The sequence below is a fragment of the Anoxybacteroides tepidamans genome (assembly GCF_014201465.1).
GTDB classification, from domain to species: domain Bacteria; phylum Bacillota; class Bacilli; order Bacillales; family Anoxybacillaceae; genus Anoxybacteroides; species Anoxybacteroides tepidamans.
Map to the genome: position 1 here is coordinate 69,341 of NZ_JACHEP010000002.1, position 25,985 is coordinate 95,325.

The window sequence follows — 25,985 nt, forward strand, 5'->3', positions numbered from 1 at the left end:
AAAAAATAAGGAAGGGAACACCTTCCTTTACAGTCCGATGATTAAATCGCGGTCGCGGATGAGCGTCAATTCTTTTTTATCATAACGTCCTTCATAAAGCAGACGGACCGCCTGCTTGCGAATCGCTTTTTCAATTAAGTTGCGAATATAGCGTCCGTTGCTGAATTTTTTTTCTTTTTTTGTTTCAAGCAACTCTTCAATGTGATAGTATAACTTTCGCTCCGCCTCCAATGTAAACTCGTATTCACGCTCCCGCAACATTTGTTTGGCGATTTTGATTAGTTCGTCAACTGTATAATCAGGAAATTCAATGATTAATGGAAAGCGGGACGGCAACCCTGGATTTAGCGAAAGAAAATAGTCCATTTCCGCCGGATAGCCCGCTAAAATGACAACTAAATCTTCACAATGATCTTCCATTCCTTTTACTAATGTATCAATCGCCTCTTTCCCAAAATCTTTCTCGCCGCCGCGCGCTAATGAATAGGCTTCATCAATAAATAAAATGCCGCCGCGCGCTTTTTTAATCAAGTCGCGCGTTTTGTTGGCTGTATGGCCGATGTACTCGCCGACTAAGTCGGCCCGCTCCGCTTCGATAAAATGCCCTTTGGATAATACGTTCATTTCAAAAAATAGTTTTCCTAATAAGCGGGCTACCGTTGTTTTTCCTGTTCCTGGATTTCCTTTAAAAATCATATGAAGGGCTTGCTTATTCGATTTTAATCCGTTTTCTTTTCTCATTTTATTGATATATAGCCACGCATAAACTTCTTTCACAATTTTTTTGACGTTTTCGAGCCCAATCAGCTGATCGAATTCTTTTTGAATATTTTTTAATATAGCATGCTGTTCGTAGTCGATTCCTTCGCTGCGCTCCTCTTTTGCTAAATGGTTCATATGTTTCGAGTTTAAAACAATGTTAATTTGGCCTTTTGCTTTATTCATCGTTACTTCTGACAACGATTGTCACCTCGCTTTTATGGTGCTTTACTTTTTTCAGTATACGTCTGTTCATCCATCTTTGTGACAAATGCCTATCGGTGTTTCCCAACATCGCGCGCTTTTTTAAGAACGTTTCTTTAACACTAGTGTTGATTATCCATTATTTTACTAAAAAACATAGAATCATATGGCTGACCATAAGCTTTTCTGCCTTTTCCTCGAACAAGAACGCCGGCGGGCAAATGTCATTTGCCCGCAAAGCGTTCTTTGTTCGAGGAGGGCATGCTGTGCGCATGCCCAGTCGGCAAACGAACCGTTTGCCGACAACGGCAGAAAAGCTAGGAATAGAGCGATGTCAACTTGTTTTTATTGGTTAATCAACACGCCTGTTTCTTTAATATTGTATTCGCCTTTTTTACCGTTTACGAAAACAAAATCGCCCGCTCTAGCGTGGAGCGGACGACATTATGTGTTTATTGAATTTCAAGTTGGACGTTTTTTTCCGGTGCAAACGTAGAAATCGCATGTTTATAAATGAGCTGCTGTTTTCCCTGAACTTCTAAAAGCACGGTAAAATTGTCAAAGCCTTTCACCAAACCCCGAAGCTGAAATCCGTTAAGTAAAAATACCGTTACTTGCGTGCCATCTTTGCGCAATTGGTTTAAAAATTGGTCTTGAATGTTAATGGACGTTTTCATGAACTGGCCTCCTCTTTTCTCTCTACCTATTTTTATATATTCGTCTTTAGTTGAAGCTTTCCTTCTATGTATTGTAAAATTTCATCCCGTTTTTCCGTAAATTTAGCCGGATCGGTCACATCAAACCAGCGAACGGGCATTTTATTGCGAAACCATGTCAGCTGCCGCTTCGCATAGCGTCTCGAATTTTGTTTGAGTTGTTCGATCGCTTCTTCGAACGAAAGTTGCCCGTCTAGATAAGCGTAAATTTCTTTATAACCGATCGCTTGAATGGACTGGCAGTCGCGAATGCCACGGTTGTATAATGATTTTACTTCTTCAAGCAATCCGGCAGCCATCATTTGATCGACCCGTTCGTTAATGCGGCGGTATAGCTGTTCTCGCTCCATTGTCAGTCCGATAATCGCTACATCATATAGAAGTTCAGGCGTCTGTGTTTGTTGCCATTCGGTCATCGTTTTTCCGGTGCAATGGTAAATTTCGAGCGCTCGAATGACGCGTCGTACATTGCGGTGATGGATGCGTTCAGCGCTTTCCGGATCAATGTCTTTTAGTATTTCATAAAGGGTCATTTCCCCTTTTTCTTCCGCGATGCGGTACAAATGCTGACGGTATGTTTCATCGGAAGGAGCATCGGAAAAACGATAGTCGTAAATGACCGATTGAATATAAAGTCCGGTTCCGCCAACGATCATCGGCAGTTTGCCACGCCTCGTAATCTCGCGAATTAGCGCACGGGCGAGCTGTTGAAATTCAGCGACGGAAAATGATTCGTCTGGATCTTTCATGTCAATTAAATGATGCGGAATCTCTTCCATTTCTTCGCGCGTAATTTTGGCTGTGCCGATATCCATTCCTTTATAAACTTGCATCGAATCGCCGCTAATAATTTCTGCATTGAGCCGTTTCGCCAGTTCAATGCTCATTTTCGTTTTCCCCACAGCGGTCGGTCCGATTAAAACGACAAGTTTCTCTCCCATAGGAATCACTACTTTCTGCATCGTGTCACACTGATTTATTATACCCAAATAAAGGGGATTTTATCACGATTTTCGGCAAGAAAAAAAGTTCTCAATCTCTTTTTTCTTGCGATCCGACTATGATATTTTAAATTTTTGAATGAGTTGTTGCAGTTCTTCAGCCATTTTAGATAAAGAGACCGCAGAAGCAGAAATTTCTTGCATCGACGCCAGCTGCTCTTCCGTTGCTGCCGAAACTTCTTGCGTTCCTGAAGCTGCTGATTCGGCAATTTTACTAACCAATTGCATCGATTGCACAATTTGCTCGGCACCTGCAGACATTTGTTGGACAGAGGCGGAAACTTCTTGAATTTGTACCGCCACTTCTTCAATCGCGTTTTTAATTTCAACAAATGATTCGCCCGCTGTATGAATCACAACAATTCCGTTTGATGCTTCTTTTGTTGCCATCTCCATTGATTGAACAGCTTCATTCGTTTCTTGTTGAATGGCAGTAATAAGCATTGAAATTTGCTGTGCCGATTGTGCAGACTGTTCGGCTAGCTTTCGCACTTCGTCCGCTACAACGGCAAATCCCCGTCCGTTTTCTCCTGCTCTTGCTGCTTCAATCGCTGCGTTTAATGCTAGTAAATTCGTTTGTTCGGCAATTCCCGTAATCACTTCAATAATTTGTCCGATTTGCTGCGAACGTTCACCTAATCCTTTGACGACGTTCGCTAATCCTGTTACGGTTTGATTGATCGAGTTCATTTGTTCCACGGCCGTTTGGATGGTTTGACTGCCTTGCAACGCTCTTTCGGAGGCACCTCCTGCAATGATTGCTGCATTTTGTGAACGTTCAGCAATATGCTGTACCCCAGCGGACATTTGCTCAACTGTCCGGGATGTTTCCTCTACGCTTTCTACCTGCTTTTCCATCCCTAAAGCGACATCTTGCATAGTAACGGTAATTTGCTCCGTCGCTTTGCTTGTTTGTTCTGCGCTTGCAGTCAACTCTTCCGATGAAGCCGCTACTTGTTCAGCGTTTGTCGCCACTTGTTGAATGACTTCACGCAAGTGTTGAGACATTTGATTAAAAGCGGTTGCTAGTTCACCAATTTCATCGCTGTTTTTCACCGTAATCGCTTCGCCTGTAAGATCGCCTGCTGCAATGCGCTTCGCTGCTTCTGAAACAGCGACAACAGGACGGGAAATGATTCGGCTAATATAATAGGCGACAACTATTCCGACGAGCAAAGCGATAAGACCGAATGTAAGCATCCATATTTTTGCTGCTGCAACACTTGCTGATGTCGCAGTATTCGTTTGATTTACCTCCGTTTGTTCTATCTGTGCTAGTTGTTCAGCTGCTGTTTCAAACTGTTTTGTAATCTCTCTTCCTTTCGTTGCCACTAATTGCGTATACTCATTTACTTTATTTTGCTGTTTTAATTGAAAAGCTTCTTGTCCAAATTGATAAAATTGCTGCTCTAGCTTATCTAACTGTTGAAGAACCGATTTTGCTTCTGGATGATCAAGTTTTTGTGCTAATTCTTTGCTCAATTTTTTATAATCATCGTGCGCCTGATTAAAGCTCGTTAATGACGTATCATCACCAATGAGCAAATACCCGCGCATGCTCCCTTGTTCACGCCGAACGATCACTTCTAGTTCTTTTACCGCAATTAATGCTTGGACTTTATTATTCATTAATTGCATATGATTGTTAATAGATGTCATTTCATAATAAGCGATGGCAACAATGGCTGCTAAAATGACTAACACAGCTGAAAAGCCGGCAAATAATTTTTTACGCACTGTCATCTTCACAAAAAGCGCCTCCATTCAATTCATATATTTTTTCTCAATAACTAAAGAAATCAAGCAAGCACGAAAACAATCATCATCATTTCTCTCTTCTCTTTTTTTATCGGATTAAACGAGTACAGTATTTATAACATTCGATTAAATTCTGTTTTCCTTCATCATCTTGCTCTCTCGAATAAAAAAGGAAGTCAATAGCGCCACGATGCTGCCAATAAAACCGAATAAAAACAATTGGTGAATTCCGGTCATCAAACTAGCCGCTTTCGTTAAAAATGCTCCCATGATCGTGACCCCGATCGCTGTACCAATATTACGACAAAACATGAAAAACGATGTCGCAATTCCTTTTTCATGCGCATCAGCTAGCTGTTGTGAACCAATGATTCCGACTGTCGAAGTAAGGCCGAATGATAACCCTTGAATGAACATCGCCAAAAATACGTAAAAAAAGCCGCTCTGTTCATTTAAAAACGCAAGCAGTACGCCGCATAGAACAAGAAGAACGTTGCCGATGATTAACAATTGACGGTATCCGTATCGCAAAATCCATTTTCCTGCCGGCACGGCCATGATCATCCAGCCCATTGACATTCCAAGAAGCACAATGCCGCTCATTAGCACCGATTCATGGGCGATCTGTTGTAAAAAAAGAGGAATGTAGCTTGCTGTTCCAAATAAAGCCATAGAGCTGATAAACCCATTTAAATTCATCCATTTTAACGTCGGGTGCTGCACTAATGATAACGGAACGAGCGGTGAAGTTTGCTTTTTTTCATATATGTAAAACACAACTAAAAGCAAGGCACCGATTACCGCATATACGAATTGATGACTTTCCACCACTGTCACAAGCAAAAGCAGGCTGATCGCCAGCGCAAACAAAATCGCTCCTATGTAGTCAACAACTGCTCTTTTCGGCTCGTATACTTCCTTATATGGCATTAGCGTTAATAAAGAAAGAAGACAAATTGGAATATTGACATAAAAAATCCAACGCCAAGACAAATATTCAACGAACAATGATCCTAACAGCGGCGCAAGGACTGCAGCAATTCCCCACATCGCGGTAAAAAAGGCTTGAATTTTCCCGCGTTTTTCAATCGGAAACAAATCCCCCGCAATAATAGCGGGAAACGGCATCATAAATCCTGCGCCAATCCCTTGGACAGCACGGAAAATAACGAGCTGAACCATGTTTTGCGACATTCCGCACAACAACGAACCAATGAGAAAAAGCGCAATTCCGAAACTAAACACTTTCTTTCGGCCGAAAAGATCTGACAGCCTTCCAGCTATCGGCGACAGAACGGTTGTTGTAATCATATAAGAAGCAAACGACCACGCATAAAGCGAAAAACCTCCCAGTTCTTTAGCAATAATCGGCATTGTCGTATTCATAATCGTTGTGTCCATTGAGGCAATAAGCATCGCCAGCACGATGCTCACCATTACCGATATTCTACTTCCCATTTTATACCCTCCCTTATTGTCCACTTGAATAATTTATTTTACATGATAAGGTTGTTTTTCTACAAAAGAAATGCTTTCATCCATAAAGCAAAAGCCCTTTCTTTGCTCAAAAAGAAAGGACTGTGGGCTCGCCGTTTTTCAAGACATTCACATCACTCTTTTGAACATTTTCTCCAGTTCATATGTTGAAAAATGGATGATGATCGGCCGGCCGTGCGGGCAAGTAAACGGATCCGCCGTTTCCCGGAGCGATTCGAGCAAGGCGAACATTTCGTCATGGCGCAAATGATGGTTTGCTTTAATCGACTGCTTGCAGCTCATGATAATCGCCGCTTTTTCACGCAGTTGCTTGAGATCGATCTTTTTCATTTCTAATACTTGCTCGATCATTTCTTCAATAATCATGGCCTCCTCTCCTTTTGGAAACCATGAAGGATGCGAACGAACAATAAACGTGTTATGACCAAACGGCTCCAAAAAGACACCGCATTTTGCTAACTCTTCACGATGAGCTTCAATGAGCATATGCTCGCTTGTTGCATATTGAAACGTAAGCGGCACAAGCAATTGTTGCACTTCATTCGTCACTTTACCGAGTTTTTCGCGGAAATATTCATATTTAATCCGCTCTTGGGCGGCATGTTGATCGATGATATACAATCCGTTCTCGTTTTGCGCCAAAATGTACGTGCCGTGCATTTGTCCAATCGGATAAAGCGGCGGAATTCGTTCTTTTTGGCGATCGTCCACTTCTTCGCTTTCTATTTTAAAAATCGGTTCCTGTTGCTCGTCTTCATTGTCCAACGATTCCTCTGTTCGGACATCGATTTCTTCCTTCAAAAACGATGGATTCAATGGCTTTTCCTTTTCAGCGATCGCCATCTGTTGCACAACTGGGGCTGCCGCCGGTTCTTTGACAACATGCTCAAACGAAAACACTCGTTGCTCTGTTTTCGGCTTTTCCGGCCGCTTGACCGTCATTTCTGGAATGAGCGTTCTTGATTGGAACGCCTGACGAATCGCGGTTTCAACCAATTCGTTCAATTCCGCTTCTTTGCTGAAACGCACTTCTAGTTTTGCCGGATGAACGTTAACGTCCACTAAAATCGGATCCATCTCCACCGAAAGCAGTACGATCGGATAGCGGCCGATCGGCAAAAGGGTATGATACCCTGATTCGACCGCTTTCATTAACGATATATTCCGCACATAACGGCCGTTGACGATCGTCGACATATAATTTCGCGAAGCGCGCGTTACCTCTGGAAGCGAAATATAGCCTTTTACAAGAAAATCAAGCGACTCCGCCGCGATCGGAATCATTTTTTTCGCCACATCCACCCCATAAATAGCAGCCAGCACATGGCGCACATCGCCGTTTCCACTCGTATAAAGAAGTTGCTTTCCATGATGGCGCAAGCGGAACGAAATATGCGGATGAGCAAGCGCCAAACGATTGACGACATCCGTAACATGGCCAAGTTCGGTATGGACGGTTTTCATATATTTTAAGCGTGCCGGCGTATTGAAAAAAAGATTCGACACCGTAATGTCCGTTCCTTTTCGGCTGTTCGTGCGTTCATGTTTGACAAACTGCCCGCCTTTTAACAAAACATGCGTCCCCGGACCGTTGCCTGTGCCCGTTTTCATTTCGACTTCCGATACGGAAGCGATGCTCGGAAGCGCCTCGCCGCGAAACCCGAGCGTGCGAATCCGGAATAAATCATGTTCGTCTTTAATTTTGCTTGTCGCATGGCGCTCAAATGCTAGAAGGCAATCTTCCTCTTCCATTCCATCGCCATTATCGATGATGCGGATTTTCGCAAGACCTGCTTCTTCGAGTTCCATTTCAATGACCGTGCTGTTAGCGTCAATCGCATTTTCGACAAGCTCCTTTACAACGGAGGCGGGGCGCTCAACCACTTCCCCTGCGGCAATTTTATTAGAAAGATGATCATCGAGTTTACGAATTTTCCCCACAAGTCCGCCCCCCTTTACTTGAGTAATTTTTGAATTTCATATAATTGGTTTAGCGCTTCTAGCGGCGTCATCTCTAATAAATTTAATGACTGAAGCGCTTGAAGCGCCCGCTTTTCCTTTTTAGAAAGCGGCGGAGCTTTCGGTTTCGGCTCTTCGATGAACATGCTTAACTGCTCAAACGGTTCCGATTTCACATTATGTTGAGCTTCGTTCGGCTGCTGTTCCAACTCGGCTAAAATCGCTTGCGCCCGTTGAATTAGTTCACGCGGCAACTCGGCCAATTCCGCCACATGAATGCCATAGCTTTGGTCGGCAGGCCCGTCTTCAATTTTATGTAGGAACACCACTTTTCCGTTTTCTTCAACGGCGCTAACATGGACATTTTTCAGCTTCCAAAGCGACTGCTCCAGCACCGTTAATTCATGGTAATGCGTGCTGAATAACGTTTTGGCGCCGATTTTATCATGAATGTATTCAATCATCGCTTGCGCTAACGCCATTCCGTCATAAGTCGATGTGCCGCGCCCAATTTCATCAAATAAAATCAAACTGTTTTGCGTCGCATGCACAATCGCATTGCGCGCTTCTAACATTTCCACCATAAACGTGCTTTGACCGGATACTAAATCGTCTGCTGCACCAATGCGGGTAAACACTTGATCAAAAATCGGCAATATCGCCTCGTCCGCCGGAACAAAGCAGCCGATTTGCGCCATAATAGCGGTAAGCGCAATTTGCCGCATATACGTACTTTTTCCGGACATATTTGGTCCGGTAATTAACAATATTTCTCGCTCTCCGTTCATGAAACAGTCATTGGGCACATATACTTGAGCTCCCAACACTTTTTCCACGACCGGATGCCGCCCGTTTTTCAGCACCATTTCCCGATTTTCAGAAAAGCGCGGTTTTGTGTAGCGGTTTTCTTCGCTCACCGTCGCAAAACATTGCAATACGTCGAGATGGCTAATGAGTTTAGCTAATTTTTGCAATCGAGGAATAAATTGCTTTACCTGTTCCCGAATATCGACAAACAGCTGATATTCCAGTTCGATGCTTTTTTCTTCCGCTTCTAAAATAAGCGCTTCTTTTTCTTTTAATTCTTGCGTAATAAACCGCTCCGCATTGGCGAGCGTCTGCTTTCGTTCGTAGCGCCCTTCCGGCAATAAATGAAGGTTCGCTTTCGTCACTTCGATATAATAACCAAATACGCGGTTATAGCCGATTTTCAACGATTTAATTCCCGTCAATTCCCGCTCTTGATTTTCCAGCTGGGCAATCCACGATTTTCCGTTGCGGCTTGCATCACGAAAGCGGTCGAGCATTTCATGATAGCCGTCTTTAATGATGCCGCCTTCTTTTACTGAAAGCGGCGGATTGTCGTGAATCGCTCTTTCTAACAAATCAACCAGCTCACTGCACGGATCAATGGTGCGAGCCAATTGTTTCGCGTCTTCGTTGTCAAGCTTTTCGACGACCGCCTGAATGTCCGGCACTTGCTTGAGCGATTTTTTCAACTGGATTAAGTCGCGGGCGTTGACGTTGCCGAATGCAACACGACCGGCCAACCGTTCTAAATCATAGACGTTGCGAAGCAGCTCACGAAGCTCTTGCCGCTCAAAATAATGGTTTATCAACGTTTCGACCATGTTCAAACGGCGTTCAATTTTCTCGTGGTTTAACAGCGGCCGGTCGATCCACTGCTTTAATAAGCGGCCGCCCATAGCTGTCATCGTTTCGTCAAGAAGCCATAAAAGCGAACCTTTTCTCCCTTTTGTGCGAATCGTTTCCGTCAACTCAAGATTGCGTTTCGAATATACGTCAATCTTCATATATTGATCGACTTGGTACACTTGCACAGGCTGCAAATGATCGAGGCTCCGCTTTTGCGTTTTTAATAAATAGTTCAATAAACGGGCGAACGTGATTTGCAGTTTTTCCTGACCTAATGAATGAACCGCAGCGTAAAACATGTCGGGAATCGTGACGTCCTCTTCATATGAAACCGTCACATCATAACGCTCTTTTAACTTTTCGTACATGTCATCGGAAAAAGCGGAAGACACGACAATTTCGCGCGCGCCAATCGAATACATTTCATTTATCACTTCTTCTAACGAAGCAAGCATTGTCATGCGGTTTTCCCCGGTCGATAAATCGGTATAAGCAAACCCGTACGTTCCGTCATCAAACGCCGTCATCGTCGCTAAATAATTGTTTTCTTTATCAAGTAGCCGCTTTCCTTCCATGACCGTTCCCGGCGTGATCAGCTGAACGACTTCGCGGCGCACGACTCCTTTCGCTGTTTTCGGATCTTCCACTTGCTCACAAATCGCGACTTTGTACCCTTTTTCAATCAGCTGTTCAATATATCCTTGCGCCGAATGATACGGAACGCCACACATCGGAACGCGCTCCTCTGTTCCACCATCGCGGCTTGTCAGCGTAATTTCCAGCTCTTGAGCCGCTTTAATCGCATCATCAAAAAACATTTCGTAAAAATCGCCGAGACGAAAAAATAAAAAGGCATCTGGATATTGTGCCTTAATGTCTAAATATTGCTGAATCATTGGCGTATATGTAGCCATGTTTCTCCTCCAACCCTTACCTTCCTTTTCGCTTCTTATGCTATTATAGCAAGGGACAAAAGAAAAAACTAGGAAAGAGATTTCCTAGTTCATTCTTCATCTCCAAGAAGCAAGTCTGGAGTTAAATTTTCTAATTCTTCATCGACATCGTAATCAAAATCGTCTTCTTCATCGCAGCCGTCTGGATGAATCGCCACGCATACTTTCGTTTCCCCAATCACTTCTGCCACAAATTCTTTTTCGACTTGTACGACAATTTTGCTGCCGTTTGAAGAAATCGTGCATTCTAAACAGTTTGGCTGCTGGATGACACGAACGATAATATCACTGTCATCGCTAATGACCGCATCGTCATCACGATATCTTAACTTAACGACATCTGTATACGAAACCGTTTCGGTGACCACTTCCGTTTTCGTATTGTTGTGGTACGAATACCATACGTTAATGTCATAGTGCCCGTGAATTTCGATCGTACGGCCGCGTTTTTTCGCATCATAGCGATGGTTAATAATCCAGCATCCTAAAATGCTTGATGGACGATTCGGTGCGTTAATCGTGTGTGTCGATTGTGAAAACTTGCGCCCTTTTGCCACAACCGCTTTTGTAATAATTTCTCTGTATTCAGACATACGAGCAAACCCTCCTCAAATGAATCTTCACTTCATCCTATGCATCACTGCGCCTAATGTGCACATAAGTTTACAAATAAATCCGTATAGTTCATTGTATGCGGGTTTGCCCGAATATGTGCCTATTTTTTAGAAAAGCGAAGGCGACTGATTAGCCCCGATAGGCGCTGGAGGACCTGCGAGGAGGCTGTTGCCGCCACAGCAGGGCCGAAACGTCCCGAGGGGCTAGGAGCCGCAGCTAGACAAGAAAAGCGGAGAACGGTCCTTGGCAAAGCCAAGGAAGCATCCGACAGTCGCGCACGCTTTCGACGAGACGTGCCCCGGACGTCGACGGAGAAAGCACACGCGACCGAGGATGCTAGTTCGCAGCTAGACACGAAAAGCGAAGGCGACTGGAAAATGAAAAGACGCCCTTGAAAAGGCGTCTCTGCTGATTAATGGTGACAACCGCAACCATGGTTTTTGATTTGTGCGCCTGTTTCGCCGCGCAACAAGTCACCGCCAGTAGAAGTAATGATTTCATCGGTGACGGTTTTTGAAATCGTAGAAGCGACTAGTTGCAAAAGATCGTTCACTTCCATTTGCGACTGCTGGAATTCATCGACAATCGGAATTTGCGAAAGCTGTTCGTAAATCGCATCGATTTCCGCTTCTACTTTTTTCAGCGCTTCGTGTTTGCCGTAATGTTGCAAGTTGACGGCTTGTTTTTGCAGCGACTTAATTTGCTGGATCATTGCACGCACTTTTTCGTTTTGATTAATTTTTTCTTCCGCGCGTTTGAAAAAATCCACTTCTTCCGTTTCGGCGATCATTTTCGCCAATTCTTTCGCCTGCGCTAAAATATCATCTCTTGTGTATTTTGCCATCTTATTTCACCTCGATCGCTTCTTCTACCATTTCTCCGTTCAATGTCCATGTTTTCGCTTCTGTAATGCGCACTTTCACAAGCTTGCCGATGGACGATTTCGGGCCTGTGAAGTTGACGAGCTTGTTTTTGCGCGTATAACCCGCAAGGACATCCGGATTGTTTTTGCTTTCGCCTTCTACTAATACTTCGACAATCTTGCCTTCATATTCCTTCAATTTTTTCGCAGAAATTTCATTGACGAGCGCATTTAAACGTTGCAGGCGTTCTTTTTTCACTTCCATCGGCACGTTATCTTCCATTTTGGCTGCTGGCGTTCCTTCGCGCGGCGAGTAAATGAACGTATACGCCGAATCAAATTCGACTTCACGGTAAAGCGATAACGTTTCTTCAAATTGTTCTTCCGTTTCGTTCGGGAAGCCGACGATAATGTCGGTTGTTAACGAAACATCCGGAATCGCCGCTTTAATTTTGCGGACAAGCTCTAAATATTGTTCACGCGTATATTTGCGCGCCATCATCTTCAACACTTCTGTGCTTCCAGATTGAACAGGCAAATGAATGTGTTCAACTAAGTTGCCGCCTTTTGCGAGCACTTCAATTAAGCGGTCATCAAAATCGCGCGGATGGCTCGTTGTAAAGCGAATGCGCGCAATATCAATTTTGCGGAGTTCGTCCATTAAATCGCCGAGGCCGTATTTCATATCGGTAAAATCTTTGCCGTAAGCGTTCACGTTTTGGCCGAGAAGCGTAATTTCTTTATATCCTTGGGCGGCAAGATGGCGCACTTCTTGAATGATGTCTTCCGGACGGCGGCTGCGCTCTTTCCCGCGCGTATAAGGGACGATACAGTACGTACAGAATTTGTCACAGCCGTACATAATGTTGACCCATGCTTTAATGTTGCCTTTGCGTACTTTCGGAAGGTTTTCGATCACGTCGCCTTCTTTCGACCATACTTCGACGACCATTTCCTTCGACATATACGCTTCTTTTAAAATATACGGCAAACGGTGAATGTTGTGTGTGCCAAAAATCATGTCGACATATTGATATTGTTTTAAAATTTTGTTTACAACGGATTCTTCTTGGGACATACAGCCGCACACGCCAAGAAGCAAATCCGGATTATTTTGTTTAAGCGGTTTTAAGTGCCCGATTTCGCCAAACACTTTATTTTCCGCATTTTCACGGATGGCACACGTGTTCAGCAAAATGACATTCGCGTCTTCCGGACGGTCCGTCGGCTCGTACCCAAGCGCCATAAAGATGCCAGCCATAACTTCCGTGTCATGTTCGTTCATTTGGCAGCCATATGTGCGGATGTAAAATTTGCGTCCATTCCCCATGCCGCGAAATTCTTCCGGAATCGTAAAGTCTTTATGATATTTGACTTCTTCTTTGCCGCGTTTTTTTGCTTCTTTTAAGCTCGGTGGAATAAAAACCGTCGAGAAATATTTCTCATAATCTTTGCTCGTTTTTTGCTTTAATACATCCAAAGCGGATTTTTTGTCCGTTGGATGATCAGCTGTTTGAATGTTCCCTGTTTGTTCTAATCGTTGTTTTTCGTTCATATAACCATCTCCTTTCTATCTTTTCAAACGAATTGGCACACTATCATAGTATATAATTTGTGCGCGCGTGAAACAATAGCGTTCATAAAATTGTTATTCAAGGTTATCCCCGAACAGCTTATAGTAACAAAAAACTCCTAAACAGGCAATACCCGTCTAGGAGTTTTTTGTTTCCATTACATAAATTCAGCAACTAGCTGATCAAATTTTTCTTTGCTTAATTGAAGGTCCGCATGAGCAAGCGGTGTTTCGCTGTAGCCGTGGATAAGGTCTTGGTACGATTTTTGTTCTTTATTTTGATAAATAAGCCCTGTCACAAGTCCTTTATGTTTCATTAATGTTTGCATCGCCATGTCACGATTGGATGGATCATAGCCTTCGATCGTGCTCAAGCTGACTAAGTGTTCTTTGAACCAGTCATATGTGTTCACTTTGTTATATGTGACGCAAGGGCTGAATACGTTAATTAAAGAAAAGCCTTTATGTTTAATACCTTCTTCAATGAGCTGAGTCAATTCTTTTAAATCGCTTGAGAAGCTTTGTGCGACAAACGTTGCACCTGCGCTTAGTGCCATTTCCATAATGGAAAGGGCTGGCTCTACTGATCCTTGCGGTGTGCTTTTCGTTTTAAAGCCGACATCGCTTCGCGGTGATGTTTGGCCTTTCGTTAATCCGTAAATTTGGTTATCCATGACGATATACGTAATGTCGATGTTGCGGCGGATCGCATGAATCGTATGCCCCATCCCGATCGCAAATCCGTCTCCGTCTCCTCCTGCCGCAATGACGGTTAAGTCGCGGTTCGCCATTTTCACGCCTTGCGCAATCGGCAATGCACGGCCGTGAATGCCGTGAAAACCGTAAGAATGAATGTAACCGGAAATACGTCCGGAACAGCCGATTCCAGAAATAACCGCTAATTGATGCGGCTCTAAGCCGACGTTAGCCGCCGCACGCTGAATCGCTGCTTGAACAGAGAAATCGCCACAGCCTGGACACCAGTTCGGTTTCACGTCATTACGAAAATCCTTAAACGTCGCCATGATTATAACAACTCCTTGCATTTTGTATAAACTTCGTTCGGTAAGAATGGGTTGCCGTCATATTTTAAGATGCTCGAAATTTTTTCGGCATGTCCAACGTTCATTTTTAAAAGGTTGGCCAATTGACCTGTTGCGTTATGTTCCACGACGATGACTTTTTTCGCTGCTTGTACAAGCGGTAATACTTCGTCTGTCGGGAACGGATGAACGAGACGGATGTGTGCATGGTTCACTTTGAAGCCTTCCAATTCAAGACGTTCCATCGCTTCTTCAATCGCCCCGCGCGTCGAGTTAAAACCGACGATCAATACATCTGCTTCTTCGTGTTTGACTTGTTTGTAAACCGGCATGTTAAATTTAAGATGTTGCAACTTCCGTAAACGTTTGTCCATTTGCGCTTTACGATTCGCCGCAACTTCTGATGGTTTTCCTGTTTCCGCATGCTCGACGCCTGTGACATGATGGATGCCGTTTGGCGTTCCAGGGAGCACGCGTGGAGAAATGCCATCTTCTGTCACTTCATATCGTTTGAAATACTCTTTATCTGGAAGAGTTGGCAGCTCTCCTGTCAACAACTTACCTCGGCGAATTTCGATTTTATCATACTCAAGTGGCTCAACCGTTTGTTTTCCGAGCGAAAGTTGTAAGTCGGATAAAACGATGACCGGACATTGATATTCTTCTGCCAAGTTAAACGCTTCTACCATATCATAAAACGCTTCTTGCACTGTGCTTGGCGCTATGACGATTTTTGGAATCTCCCCGTGCGTTCCGTAAATGATCGCCATTAAGTCTGATTGTTCTTGTTTTGTTGGCAACCCCGTACTTGGACCGCCGCGCTGCGTATCAACAATGACGACTGGCGTTTCCGTCATTCCGGCAAGACCGATCGCCTCCATCATTAATGAAAGACCTGGACCTGCTGATGCAGTTAATGTGCGCACCCCTGCATAGTTCGCACCGATCGCCATCGTACAAGCAGCGATTTCATCTTCTGTTTGAATGACGGCACCGCCTAACGATGGGAGTTTTTTAATTAAGTATTCCATAATTTCGGATGCTGGGGTAATCGGGTAAGCAGCCATAAAGCGGGCACCGCCGGCAAGCGCTCCTAGTGCAATTGCGTCGTTGCCGATCATGTACATGCGCTTTTTACCGTCCGCTTTCTCCAACTTCATCGTTTGGATACTATCACCAAGTTGCTCTTTCATAAACTGAGCGCCTGCTCGAAGCGCTTCCATATTTTTTTCTACCACTTGCTGCCCCTTGCGACCGAAAATTTCCTCCACTACCTCTTGATACACGTCGATGTCAAGACCAAGTACCGCACTGGAAGCACCGACCGCGACCATGTTTTTCATGAGCGATGTTCCTAAATTCGTGGCGATATCTGTGAATGGAACCGCATACAAAGTTACATTCGAACCGTCCGGAATCGTCGGATTAAATTTCGCATCCGCAATGACAATGCCTCCATCGTGTAGCTCATGAAAGTTGAAATCAATCGTCTCTTGGTCAAAAGCTACTAATATATCAAGATCGTCGGCAATCGAACGAACTTGTGTTGTACTTACACGAATTTTGTTGTTCGTATGCCCGCCTTTAATGCGGGAAGAAAAATGACGATAACCGTACAAATAATAACCTAAGCGGTTTAAAGCAATGGAGAATATTTCACCGGTACTTTCGATACCTTCCCCTTGTTGTCCTCCAACTTTCCATGAAAGTTGACTAATCATCTCTTACACCCCTTTAAATTCCATCGATTATAGCGTATGTTTTCGATTATAAGTGTAGCACTTTTCCGATAAAATCACTAGAATTTCAACCTGTGATTTTTTCAGAAATTTTAGCATATGGGAATATACTAAACGATTTCATTCTAGACCTATCGGAAAAAAAATGCAACCCTTTAAGTGAAAAATTATCATTTTCCTTTATTGTGGTAAATGTTCATAAAAGTTGCGGAAGAGAAAATGTTCTACATCGGCTTCTGAATAGCGTTTTTGCAACTCATTGATTAAGTTTTCGTAGCAGCGAACATTTTCTAAACCTGCCACTGTTTCTTCAATTCCATCAAAATCAGAGCCAAACCCGACATGACGAGCTCCTCCCAATGAACAAACGTGCTCTAAATGACGAAGAACATCTGAAATGGTCGCATGTTCTGTTTTCTTTGTTACAAAATACGGAACAAATGTGATCCCCATTACTCCATTTTTTTGAATTAATGCTTCTATTTGTTCGTTACGCAAATTACGAGGATGTGGGCAGAGAACGTGCGCATTCGAATGCGAAGCGATTGGAAACTGGGCAATTTCAATCGCATCCCAAAACGCTTTTTCGGACAAATGTGAAACGTCCGTCCACCGTTTCGCTTCATTGAGTTGAACAATCACTTGCTTGCCAAATTTCGTTAAACCAGCTCCGCGCTCTTCCCATGCTCCGTCGGCAACGGCATTCGCCCAGTTCCATGTAAGACCTACTGAAATAACTCCAAGGCGCAGCAATGTTTTTAGTTTGACGAGATTCGTTCCGATCGCTTCGCATCCTTCAAGCGTTAACATCGCTCCGATTTCGTGTTCAGCTAAGGAAGCGATATCGGCTTTCGTCCGAACGAATTTCATATCGGGAAAACGGGAGATTTGTTCAAAAAACAAATCAACCATTTCTAACGCAACGATAAAACGCGATTCTTCCGGAACGTTTTCTGGAATATAAATCGCAAAACATTGCACTTTGCTTTTTGCTTTTGCAAGCGATTGAAACGTAACATGAAGCTCTTGACTATCTTCAAATGACAGCGAGCGATTTCTCCATAGTTTCATTAACGCATCACAATGAGCATCAAAAATCATATGCGACTCCCCCCGTCAACAAAATAAAATAACCTGTTTGAAAGCAAACAGGTTATGCTATCATTGGACCGATTAGCGAGGCTCAACGATCAATTTAATCGCTGTACGCTCCTCGCCATCAATGATAATATCTGTGAATGCAGGAATACAAATAAGGTCTACTCCGCTCGGTGCCACAAATCCTCGTGCGATCGCTACGGCCTTAACGGCTTGGTTTAATGCACCTGCGCCGATCGCCTGAATTTCGGCAGCTCCACGTTCGCGCAATACTCCAGCAAGTGCACCAGCTACAGAGTTAGGGTTCGATTTTGCTGAAACTTTTAATATTTCCATTCCTAGTTCCTCCTTAATTTCCGCAATGATGGATTCATTATCAACTCATTGTTACTATATTCACTGTTTTGACAAGTATTCCTGCTAAAACAAAAAATATTTTTTAAAAATTCGTAAAAAGTTGATTATTCAAAATAAGGATAATCATCGTTGATGATAATGCGTTCAATCGTTTTCGCTTTCCCGCTTTTTTGATCAATCTCAATTAACACCGCATTCAGCTGACTCCTTCCTTCCGTCACTTCAAAGCGAATCGGAAGAGATGTCAAAAATTTTCTCAATACTGCTTCCCGATCGACACCTAAAATGCCGTCATATGGGCCAGTCATGCCGACGTCTGTCATGTAGGCGGTTCCTTTCGGTAAAATGCGAGCATCCGCTGTTTGTACGTGCGTATGCGTGCCGATCACGGCGGAAACACGCCCATCTAAATACCATCCCATTGCTTGTTTCTCACTTGTCGCTTCTGCATGAAAATCGACAAAAATAATAGGTGTGCGCTCGGATGCTTCGGCAATCAGCTCATCGGCTTTTTTAAACGGACAATCAATCGCCGGTAAAAATGTCCTTCCTTGCAAGTTAATAATTGCGACTTCGAGTTGGTCCGTTTGCACGTATATGATTCCTTTTCCGGGTGTCCCCTCTGGAAAATTAGCTGGACGGACTAACGATTTCGCTTCATCGATAAATTCAAAAATGTCACGGTTGTCCCACGTATGGTTCCCGAGCGTCACCGCATGAACTCCTTGATCAAGGAAGTTTCGGTATATTTTATTTGTAATTCCTTTTCCTCCTGCAGCGTTTTCGCCGTTGATAATGATGATGTTTGGCTTATGTTTTGCTTTTAACTTCGGAAGGTATTGTTCGACCATTTTTCGCCCTGGTGATCCGACAACATCTCCAATAAACAACAATTTCATCATATAACCCTTTCTAAGCTTGGAGTTTTGCTAGTTCAAGTTTGTCACAAAATGAAAAAAAAATAAAGTGGCAATGCTGCCACTTTATTTTGCGTATTCGACCGCTCTCGTTTCACGAATCACCGTAATTTTAATGTGTCCCGGATAATCAAGCTCCTCCTCGATGCGCTTGCGAATATCGCGCGCTAGTCGATGAGCTTCGAGATCATCAATCGCATCCGGTTTTACCATGATTCTCACTTCCCGTCCTGCTTGAATCGCATAAGATTTTTCGACCCCTTCATACGATTCCGCAATTTCTTCAAGCTTCTCAAGACGGCGAATATAATTTTCTAACGTTTCGCTCCGCGCTCCTGGTCTTGCCGCAGACAGGGCATCAGCTGCTGCGACGAGCACAGCGATAATCGAGGTTGGTTCCGTGTCGCCGTGGTGGGAAGCAATGCTGTTGATAACAACTGGATGTTCTCTATACTTCGTTGCCAACTCCACACCAATTTCCACGTGGCTTCCTTCCACCTCATGGTCAATCGCTTTTCCGATGTCATGAAGAAGCCCCGCCCGTCTTGCGAGCATTTCGTCTTCGCCTAGTTCAGCGGCCATCAGCCCCGCCAAAAAGGCGACTTCCATCGAGTGCTTCAACACGTTTTGACCGTAGCTTGTCCGGAATTTTAGACGCCCTAAAATTTTTATTAAATCCGGGTGCAGTCCGTGAACACCTACTTCAAACGTTGTTTGCTCTCCGACTTCGCGAATATGTTCATCCACTTCTCGTCTTGCTTTTTCAACCATTTCTTCAATTCGTGCCGGATGAATACGCCCATCTTGAACAAGTTTATCTAAAGCAAGTCTAGCAGTTTCGCGGCGAATCGGGTCAAATCCAGATAAAATGACCGCTTCCGGCGTATCATCGATAATGAGATCGATACCCGTTAACGTTTCAAGTGTGCGAATGTTACGTCCTTCGCGGCCTATAATCCGGCCTTTCATTTCATCATTCGGCAAGTTCACAACCGATACGGTCGTTTCTGCTACATGGTCAGCCGCACAACGTTGAATAGCAAGCGATAAAATTTCTTTTGCTTTCTTATCAGCTTCTTCTTTCGCACGCGTTTCCGCCTCTTTAATCATGACGGCAATTTCGTGTGACAATTCTTTTTCAACACGCTCTAAAATAATTTGACGCGCTTCTTCGCGCGTTAAGCTAGAAATACGCTCTAGTTCCGCTTGCTCTTTTTGAACGAGTTCTTCCACTTTGCTTTCCATCTCTTCAATATGCTGTTGTTTTTTGTTAAGAGACTCTTCCTTTTTCTCTAAAAGCGCCTCGCGTTTATTCAATGCTTCATCTTTGCGATCGAGATTCTCTTCTTTTTGCAATAAACGGTTTTCTTGTTTTTGTAGTTCAAGACGGCGGTCGCGAATGTCGCGCTCTGCCTCTGTGCGAAGTTTATGAATCTCATCTTTTGCTTCAAGAAGCGCTTCTTTTTTTAGTGCATCCGCTTCACGTTTTGCTTCTTCAAGAATTTGGTTGGCCGCCATTTGAGCGCCACCCATTTTTGCCTCTGCAATAGACTTACGAACAAAAAAGCCAACAACTGCACCGACGACTAGACTAAGCAAAGCGGAGATGACTATATTGACACCCATCCATTTCACCTCCTCTTGCTATAAACTTGTTTGTTGCTTCATGAATGTCGGCATGTACATTGTTACAATTTCCACATATAGCGCAAAGGCTTTTGTTCTTGTTGATGAGTGCCGTGTACACGTAGCAAGACGTTCATCAACGGAAATTTAACAAAGCGCTCACGCTCAGTACGTCCGATTCAAACTGTTTCATCGTAAATTTAAGGATGAAACCCGGACCTTCACTTTTTTGTAAAATATACATGTTCATTTTAAAGGTGGTAACATTTATTGTCAAGATAATAAGCATTACAATATGACGGAATGTTTTAAAAACAAGAAGAGACCGGCATGTTGCGGTCTCTTCTTGTTTCATTATTCTTCTTCGAAAAAGTCGATTTCTTCTTGTTGATCGTTATTTGCGCTTACTGCTCGCGCAACAGCATCCACCCCATAATGTTTGCGAATTTCTTGAGCAATTTCATCCGCAATATGCGGGTTTTCTTTTAAAAACTGCTTCGCATTTTCGCGGCCTTGGCCAAGGCGCTCGTCTTTGTATGAATACCACGAACCGCTCTTTTGAACGATGTCGAGCTCTGAAGCCATATCAATAATTTCGCCTTCACGCGAAATTCCTTCCCCATACATAATATCGACGTCCGCTGTTTTGAATGGAGGAGCCACTTTGTTTTTGACGACTTTAATTTTTGTTTTATTTCCAACCATATCGTTGCCTTGCTTAATCTGCTCGGCACGGCGCACTTCTAAACGAACTGAGGCATAAAATTTGAGCGCTCTTCCCCCGGGAGTTGTTTCGGGGTTTCCAAACATAACCCCTACTTTTTCCCTTATTTGATTTATAAAGATAGCGATTGTTTTTGATTTGTTGATCGCGCCGGATAGTTTGCGCAACGCCTGCGACATTAAACGCGCCTGCAAACCGACATGGGAGTCGCCCATATCCCCTTCGATTTCCGCTTTCGGAACAAGCGCCGCCACCGAGTCAATGACAATAATATCGACCGCGCCGCTTCTTACAAGCGCTTCTGCAATCTCGAGTGCCTGCTCACCCGTGTCCGGCTGGGAAAGTAGCAACTCATCAATATTGACACCTAAATTTTTGGCATAAATTGGATCGAGTGCGTGCTCTGCATCGATAAACGCTGCTTGGCCACCTTGTTTTTGCACTTCTGCGATGGCATGAAGAGCAACGGTCGTTTTACCAGAAGATTCTGGCCCGTAAATTTCAACGATTCGTCCGCGCGGATATCCCCCCACGCCCAATGCAATATCAAGCGCGAGAGAGCCGCTAGAAACGGTAGAAATTTGCCGGTCTGTTTGCTCCCCTAATTTCATAATCGATCCTTTGCCAAACTGCTTTTCAATCTGCTTCAGCGCCTGTTCCAAGGCCGCATGACGATCTTGATTCATTGATCATTCCTCCTTATCCGTTACTATCTACTACTATATCGTTTTTTCATAGCTTTGCCAAGAAAAAAATCGAACGTTTATTCGTTTTTATTTGGTTTTTCTGGAAAAACTAGAAATCATAAATCAAGAAAAAACAGCTGCCTTACAAGACAGCTGTCAATCGTTTTAAAACGGCAAAACAGCCATATTTTATTGTCCGCGTCCGAATTGTTTCGCGGTCGCCGACTAATGTTAAGGAGTGCACTTCCGTTTCATGGCCAGCCACCGCTACGCCGATATACACCGTTCCAGCCGGTTTTCCTTCCAACGGGTCCGGTCCTGCTACTCCGGTAAAACTGACGCCGATATCCGCCTGGCATAACGTGCGCACATGTTCAGCCAACAGCTTCGCGCACTGTCCGCTGACCGCACCGTCCGTCTTGAGCACCGAAGCGGGGATCGAAAGAACGCGCTCTTTTACCTCATTCGTATAGCAAACAACACCGCCCTTCACCGTTTGTGAAGCGCCCGGAATCGCCGTCAGTTCAGCGGCGAAGCGGCCGCCTGTCAAACTTTCCGCAGCGGCAATCGTTTTGCCGTACTTTTTTAGCCGCTCTATTACTTTCGAAAATAACGTATCATCGTTATATCCGTATAAATACTGGCCGACACGCCGGACGATCGCCTGCTCGGCTTCATCCAACAATTTTTTCGCTTCCACGGCAGATGCATGTTTCGCAGTGATTCTTAATGTGACTTCCCCATCTCCTGCCAGCGGCGCAATAGTCGGATTCGACTGCCGGTCAATCAAATCTTCAATTTCTGTTTCCAGCTGCGATTCCCCGATGCCAAAAAAGCGCAGCACCCGTGATTCAATGCGCTCGTGCCGCTGTAATTTTCCAAGCAAAAACGGGCGGCCATAACGGATAAACATCGGCATCATTTCTTTTGGTGGACCAGGGAGGAGCATATATGTCACATCGTTGACTGTTAAAGCCATGCCCGGAGCCATCCCGTATTCGTTTTTCAACACTTCTGCTCCTGTTAAAACGAGCGCTTGTTTTTTATTGTTTTCGGTCATCGTTCGCTTTGTGCGAGCGTAATACGCTTCAATCGAGCGAAGTGCCTCCTCGTCCATCACAAGCTCCCTCTGCAATAAGCGTGCGATCGTTTCTTTCGTTACGTCATCTTTCGTTGGTCCGAGCCCGCCGGTAAAAATAATCAAATCCGCCCGGGTTTGCGCTATTTTCACCGTCTGTTCTAAACGCTGTACGTTGTCGCCGACAACAGTATGAAAATAGACGTTAATTCCTAATTCCGCTAATTGCTGTGATAAAAATTGCGCATTTGTATTGGCAATTTGTCCGAGCAATAACTCTGAGCCGACCGCAATAATTTCCGCATTCAAGCAAAGCTCCTCCTTTTTCTCCCCTTATTTTGAACGCAAAAAGGCATGTTTGTTATTTGCAAAATAGTCCCAACCAGACCAGATAGTAAAAACGACGGCTACCCAAAGCGCCAAATCCGCAAATGGGAAGGAGAGAAAAGCAAACGGCCAGTTGTGAAGCAAAAGGGCTGAGATCGCCACAATTTGCGTCCACGTTTTAATTTTCCCAAGCATATTTGCCGCCACGACTTCTCCTTCTCCGGCTAACACAAGCCGAAGCCCCGTCACCGCAAACTCGCGGCTGATGATCACAATGACCATCCATGAAGGAGCGTATTGCAAATCAACAAGAACGATGAGAGCCGCTGACACAAGCAGTTTATCCGCGAGCGGATCTAAAAACTTCCCTAAATTTGTAACTAATTGATATTTACGCGCATAATACCCGTCAATCCAATCCGTTACGGACGCAATAATGAAAATGATCGCACCAATGAGGTGGGAAACAGGCATCGACTCCGCTCCCATTTCAATGTTGCCCCAACGAAAAGGGACTAACATCACGATTAAAAAAAGAGGAATTAGCATAATGCGTGCTACTGTAATTTTATTCGGTAAATTCACCCTCAATACCTCCGCTGTTAAACATGTAAAAGCCATCTAGCGAATAGATGACTTACGGTTTTTTTAATATGATTTTCATTTTTTGGTATACTTCTTTTTTCGGATCAATTGGATACGTAAACGGCTGCCCGTTCACTTTCATTTCTACATCCAATGTTCGTCCAATTTTTACAAACACTTCCGATTCCAACGTTAAATCAAATGTCAATGTTTGTCCATTTTTTAGCGTGTCTTTAAAAAATGAGTGGCCCTTTCCGTTAAATACTTCTACCCAAGACGCTCCTTTAGACGTGACTTCAAGCACCAATTGATCAGCGGTAATTTCAATCGTTGAGGTATTTCCGTTCGTTTCTGTAACGGTGAAAATCGGCGCTGAAGCCGGTTTGTTCGAGCTGTTGCTGTTTTTTTCTTCCTGCTTTTGCTTTTCCTTTTCCTCCGCTTTTTCTAGCGGTGAGTTTTTCGAACGCTCCACTTCTGTCGTCTGATTGATCGGTTGTTGTTGCGATTGTACATTTGGACTGCGGTTTTGCAAAAACATCCAAAGAATCACTGCTGCGCCAATGATTGCTGCTGCCATGAGCAACTTCGGAAGCAAAGCGAACCATTTATCATGTTTCGTGGAAATTTGTTGCCTGCTCTTCACGCGGGAAAGCTGCTCTGGCAAATCATCATGATGTGATGGAGGAATTTCGTGCCCGTACTCATGAAAAATTTCTTCTGGATCGAGCCCTACTGCTTCCGCATATTGTTTAATAAATGCTCGCACATAAAAGTTTCCTGGCATAATCGAATAGTTGCCTTCTTCAATGCCAATCAAATAACGCTTTTGAATTTTCGTTATATGCTGCACTTCGTCTAAACTCAGCTTTTTGGATTCTCTCGCCTCTTTTAATCGTTTACCTAGTTCCGTCAACGATAACACCTTCCACGTTTTTGTTAAAAATCAAATTCGGAAAATCCGTCGTGCGAAAACAACGATGATTGATCCACGACGTCGTATGTAATTTCTTCAGACGGATCATTACGTAACTCGATAATATAGTCAAAGTCGTCAAGCGTGTATTCTGTATGGCGCACGAAAATATCCGGATGTTCCACTACTTTTGTTGCTTCGAGATGCATAAGTTCGCGAATGAGCTGCCAATGTTTCTCATTCGCACGGCGCGTCGATACAATTCCGTCAATAATAAAAATATTGTTTTCGCTATATTCATCTTCAATAAGCTGACTGCGAACGGTTTGCTTAATTAGCGTGGAAGAAACAAACAACCAACGTTTGTTAGCACAAACACTTGCCGCAACAATCGATTCTGTTTTGCCGACGCGGGGCATGCCGCGAATACCGATCACCTTATGCCCTTCTTGCTTAAAAATTTCCGCCATAAAGTCGACAAGCAATCCTAATTCATCACGAACAAAACGAAACGTTTTTTTGTCGTCGGCATCGCGCTGAATGTAGCGTCCGTGTCGCACCGCCAAACGGTCAAGCAATTTCGGTTGTCTTAACTTTGTAATGGTTATGTTATCCATCGTTCGCAAAATCGATGCAAGCCGCTCAATTTGTTCGCTATTGTCGCAGCGAAGTAGCATGCCTCGGCGTGAGTCATGAACGCCGTTAATCGTAACGATGTTGATCGACAACATCCCTAAAAGTGAAGAAATATCTCCTAACAAACCCGGACGATTAATGTGAATTTCGTATTCCAAATACCACTCTTGTTTCCCCAACCCATTCCCTCCCTTGCGCTTAAGGAGACACGTATCACGTGATAAGTTCATACTACTATAATATCAATAAGAAACGCAACAGAAAAGGGAACGAACGTTTATTTCCCATGAAAAAATAGGGTGTCTAAAAGCGACACCCTTCTGCGCTACCGTATATACTTACAGAACAACAATACAAAACCCGTTATTCTGTTGAACATTTCGAGTCAGCCTCTCATTTCTTCTGCACTAATTTCACCATCATGTTGGCAATAGCGTGTTGCTCTTGCTCATCCGCCACGCTCCATAGATCGGAAAGAAGACGTTCTTCAGGGTTTTTCGGATCGACTTGTTTCGCTAAATAGTCGCCGATTTGGTAAGCGACATCGGAAATGACTTGTTGGTTAAGCCCTTGCTGTTTTGCCTGCTCAAGGCGATCGCCTAAAAAGCCTTTCCATTGTTCAAAGTTGTCTAATACAGACATGGCTGTTCCCTCCTCCTATTCGGTTTCACCAATAGTTTACCTAACTGATTCGAAAAATATA

The 25,985-nt window shown here is 43.9% G+C and carries 22 protein-coding genes; all 22 read right to left on the minus strand.

Going from position 1 to position 25,985, the window contains the following annotated elements:
- Nucleotides 1–27: 27 nt before the first annotated feature.
- The gene (gene spoVK / locus HNQ34_RS03230) at nucleotides 28–960 is read right to left on the minus strand and encodes a stage V sporulation protein K (RefSeq protein WP_183251476.1); all 933 of its coding nucleotides are present in this window, start codon (nucleotides 958–960) and stop codon (nucleotides 28–30) included.
- A gap of 455 nt (nucleotides 961–1,415) precedes the next feature.
- Complete coding sequence (hfq, locus tag HNQ34_RS03235) at nucleotides 1,416–1,640, minus strand: RNA chaperone Hfq (RefSeq protein ID WP_183251478.1); 225 nt, start codon at nucleotides 1,638–1,640, stop codon at nucleotides 1,416–1,418.
- A gap of 32 nt (nucleotides 1,641–1,672) precedes the next feature.
- Entirely contained in the window at nucleotides 1,673–2,620 is a 948-nt protein-coding gene (gene miaA, locus HNQ34_RS03240) for a tRNA (adenosine(37)-N6)-dimethylallyltransferase MiaA (RefSeq protein ID WP_183252204.1), read from the minus strand.
- A gap of 117 nt (nucleotides 2,621–2,737) precedes the next feature.
- A complete protein-coding gene (locus HNQ34_RS03245) occupies nucleotides 2,738–4,423 on the minus strand; it encodes a methyl-accepting chemotaxis protein (protein WP_246363793.1) in 1,686 nt (561 codons plus the stop codon).
- A gap of 141 nt (nucleotides 4,424–4,564) precedes the next feature.
- Nucleotides 4,565–5,896, minus strand: a complete 1,332-nt coding sequence (locus tag HNQ34_RS03250; RefSeq protein WP_183251482.1) for an MDR family MFS transporter — start codon at nucleotides 5,894–5,896, stop codon at nucleotides 4,565–4,567.
- A gap of 147 nt (nucleotides 5,897–6,043) precedes the next feature.
- Complete coding sequence (gene mutL / locus HNQ34_RS03255; protein ID WP_183251484.1) at nucleotides 6,044–7,876, minus strand: DNA mismatch repair endonuclease MutL; 1,833 nt, start codon at nucleotides 7,874–7,876, stop codon at nucleotides 6,044–6,046.
- Nucleotides 7,877–7,890: 14 nt separating this feature from the next.
- Nucleotides 7,891–10,464, minus strand: coding sequence for a DNA mismatch repair protein MutS (gene mutS / locus HNQ34_RS03260; RefSeq protein ID WP_183251486.1), 2,574 nt, complete (start codon nucleotides 10,462–10,464; stop codon nucleotides 7,891–7,893).
- Nucleotides 10,465–10,553: 89 nt separating this feature from the next.
- The gene (locus tag HNQ34_RS03265; protein WP_183251487.1) at nucleotides 10,554–11,096 is read right to left on the minus strand and encodes an outer spore coat protein CotE; all 543 of its coding nucleotides are present in this window, start codon (nucleotides 11,094–11,096) and stop codon (nucleotides 10,554–10,556) included.
- A gap of 434 nt (nucleotides 11,097–11,530) precedes the next feature.
- Nucleotides 11,531–11,962 (minus strand): RicAFT regulatory complex protein RicA family protein, encoded by a 432-nt coding sequence (locus HNQ34_RS03270; protein ID WP_183251489.1) that lies wholly within the window; start codon nucleotides 11,960–11,962, stop codon nucleotides 11,531–11,533.
- 1 nt (nucleotide 11,963) lies between these two features.
- Nucleotides 11,964–13,535, minus strand: coding sequence for a tRNA (N6-isopentenyl adenosine(37)-C2)-methylthiotransferase MiaB (gene miaB / locus HNQ34_RS03275; protein WP_183251491.1), 1,572 nt, complete (start codon nucleotides 13,533–13,535; stop codon nucleotides 11,964–11,966).
- A 176-nt stretch (nucleotides 13,536–13,711) separates the two neighbouring features.
- Nucleotides 13,712–14,578 carry a 2-oxoacid:ferredoxin oxidoreductase subunit beta gene (locus HNQ34_RS03280; RefSeq protein WP_183251493.1) on the minus strand — a complete coding sequence of 289 codons (867 nt, stop codon included), beginning with the start codon at nucleotides 14,576–14,578 and terminating at the stop codon, nucleotides 13,712–13,714.
- 2 nt (nucleotides 14,579–14,580) lie between these two features.
- Nucleotides 14,581–16,317: a 2-oxoacid:acceptor oxidoreductase subunit alpha gene (locus HNQ34_RS03285; protein WP_183251495.1), complete on the minus strand. Its 1,737-nt coding sequence runs from the start codon at nucleotides 16,315–16,317 to the stop codon at nucleotides 14,581–14,583.
- 198 nt (nucleotides 16,318–16,515) lie between these two features.
- Nucleotides 16,516–17,436: a dipeptidase gene (locus HNQ34_RS03290; RefSeq protein WP_183251497.1), complete on the minus strand. Its 921-nt coding sequence runs from the start codon at nucleotides 17,434–17,436 to the stop codon at nucleotides 16,516–16,518.
- Between the two features lie 72 nt (nucleotides 17,437–17,508).
- Nucleotides 17,509–17,769 (minus strand): stage V sporulation protein SpoVS, encoded by a 261-nt coding sequence (gene spoVS, locus HNQ34_RS03295; protein ID WP_027408762.1) that lies wholly within the window; start codon nucleotides 17,767–17,769, stop codon nucleotides 17,509–17,511.
- Nucleotides 17,770–17,894: 125 nt separating this feature from the next.
- Nucleotides 17,895–18,689: a TIGR00282 family metallophosphoesterase gene (locus HNQ34_RS03300; RefSeq protein WP_183251499.1), complete on the minus strand. Its 795-nt coding sequence runs from the start codon at nucleotides 18,687–18,689 to the stop codon at nucleotides 17,895–17,897.
- An 84-nt stretch (nucleotides 18,690–18,773) separates the two neighbouring features.
- Nucleotides 18,774–20,333, minus strand: a complete 1,560-nt coding sequence (rny, locus tag HNQ34_RS03305) for a ribonuclease Y (protein WP_183251501.1) — start codon at nucleotides 20,331–20,333, stop codon at nucleotides 18,774–18,776.
- 354 nt (nucleotides 20,334–20,687) lie between these two features.
- Nucleotides 20,688–21,743 carry a recombinase RecA gene (gene recA / locus HNQ34_RS03310; RefSeq protein WP_183251503.1) on the minus strand — a complete coding sequence of 352 codons (1,056 nt, stop codon included), beginning with the start codon at nucleotides 21,741–21,743 and terminating at the stop codon, nucleotides 20,688–20,690.
- A gap of 142 nt (nucleotides 21,744–21,885) precedes the next feature.
- Nucleotides 21,886–23,130, minus strand: a complete 1,245-nt coding sequence (locus HNQ34_RS03315; RefSeq protein ID WP_183251505.1) for a competence/damage-inducible protein A — start codon at nucleotides 23,128–23,130, stop codon at nucleotides 21,886–21,888.
- 24 nt (nucleotides 23,131–23,154) lie between these two features.
- Nucleotides 23,155–23,733: a CDP-diacylglycerol--glycerol-3-phosphate 3-phosphatidyltransferase gene (gene pgsA / locus HNQ34_RS03320; protein WP_183251507.1), complete on the minus strand. Its 579-nt coding sequence runs from the start codon at nucleotides 23,731–23,733 to the stop codon at nucleotides 23,155–23,157.
- Nucleotides 23,734–23,785: 52 nt separating this feature from the next.
- Entirely contained in the window at nucleotides 23,786–24,646 is an 861-nt protein-coding gene (locus HNQ34_RS03325) for a helix-turn-helix domain-containing protein (RefSeq protein ID WP_183251510.1), read from the minus strand.
- 23 nt (nucleotides 24,647–24,669) lie between these two features.
- Nucleotides 24,670–25,461 carry a DUF3388 domain-containing protein gene (locus HNQ34_RS03330; protein WP_183251512.1) on the minus strand — a complete coding sequence of 264 codons (792 nt, stop codon included), beginning with the start codon at nucleotides 25,459–25,461 and terminating at the stop codon, nucleotides 24,670–24,672.
- Nucleotides 25,462–25,675: 214 nt separating this feature from the next.
- Nucleotides 25,676–25,924 carry a DUF3243 domain-containing protein gene (locus HNQ34_RS03335; protein ID WP_183251514.1) on the minus strand — a complete coding sequence of 83 codons (249 nt, stop codon included), beginning with the start codon at nucleotides 25,922–25,924 and terminating at the stop codon, nucleotides 25,676–25,678.
- Nucleotides 25,925–25,985: the final 61 nt, after the last annotated feature.

Coding starts and splice junctions, on each gene's coding strand:
- hfq (WP_183251478.1), bottom strand. CDS start 1,640: ATGAAAACGTCCATTAACATTCAAGACCAATTTTTAAACCAATTGCGC.
- miaA (WP_183252204.1), bottom strand. CDS start 2,620: ATGGGAGAGAAACTTGTCGTTTTAATCGGACCGACCGCTGTGGGGAAA.
- HNQ34_RS03245 (WP_246363793.1), bottom strand. CDS start 4,423: ATGACAGTGCGTAAAAAATTATTTGCCGGCTTTTCAGCTGTGTTAGTC.
- HNQ34_RS03250 (WP_183251482.1), bottom strand. CDS start 5,896: ATGGGAAGTAGAATATCGGTAATGGTGAGCATCGTGCTGGCGATGCTT.
- mutS (WP_183251486.1), bottom strand. CDS start 10,464: ATGGCTACATATACGCCAATGATTCAGCAATATTTAGACATTAAGGCA.
- HNQ34_RS03265 (WP_183251487.1), bottom strand. CDS start 11,096: ATGTCTGAATACAGAGAAATTATTACAAAAGCGGTTGTGGCAAAAGGG.
- HNQ34_RS03270 (WP_183251489.1), bottom strand. CDS start 11,962: ATGGCAAAATACACAAGAGATGATATTTTAGCGCAGGCGAAAGAATTG.
- miaB (WP_183251491.1), bottom strand. CDS start 13,535: ATGAACGAAAAACAACGATTAGAACAAACAGGGAACATTCAAACAGCT.
- HNQ34_RS03280 (WP_183251493.1), bottom strand. CDS start 14,578: ATGGCGACGTTTAAGGATTTTCGTAATGACGTGAAACCGAACTGGTGT.
- HNQ34_RS03285 (WP_183251495.1), bottom strand. CDS start 16,317: ATGATTAGTCAACTTTCATGGAAAGTTGGAGGACAACAAGGGGAAGGT.
- HNQ34_RS03290 (WP_183251497.1), bottom strand. CDS start 17,436: ATGATTTTTGATGCTCATTGTGATGCGTTAATGAAACTATGGAGAAAT.
- spoVS (WP_027408762.1), bottom strand. CDS start 17,769: ATGGAAATATTAAAAGTTTCAGCAAAATCGAACCCTAACTCTGTAGCT.
- HNQ34_RS03300 (WP_183251499.1), bottom strand. CDS start 18,689: ATGAAATTGTTGTTTATTGGAGATGTTGTCGGATCACCAGGGCGAAAA.
- rny (WP_183251501.1), bottom strand. CDS start 20,333: ATGGGTGTCAATATAGTCATCTCCGCTTTGCTTAGTCTAGTCGTCGGT.
- recA (WP_183251503.1), bottom strand. CDS start 21,743: ATGAATCAAGATCGTCATGCGGCCTTGGAACAGGCGCTGAAGCAGATT.
- HNQ34_RS03335 (WP_183251514.1), bottom strand. CDS start 25,924: ATGTCTGTATTAGACAACTTTGAACAATGGAAAGGCTTTTTAGGCGAT.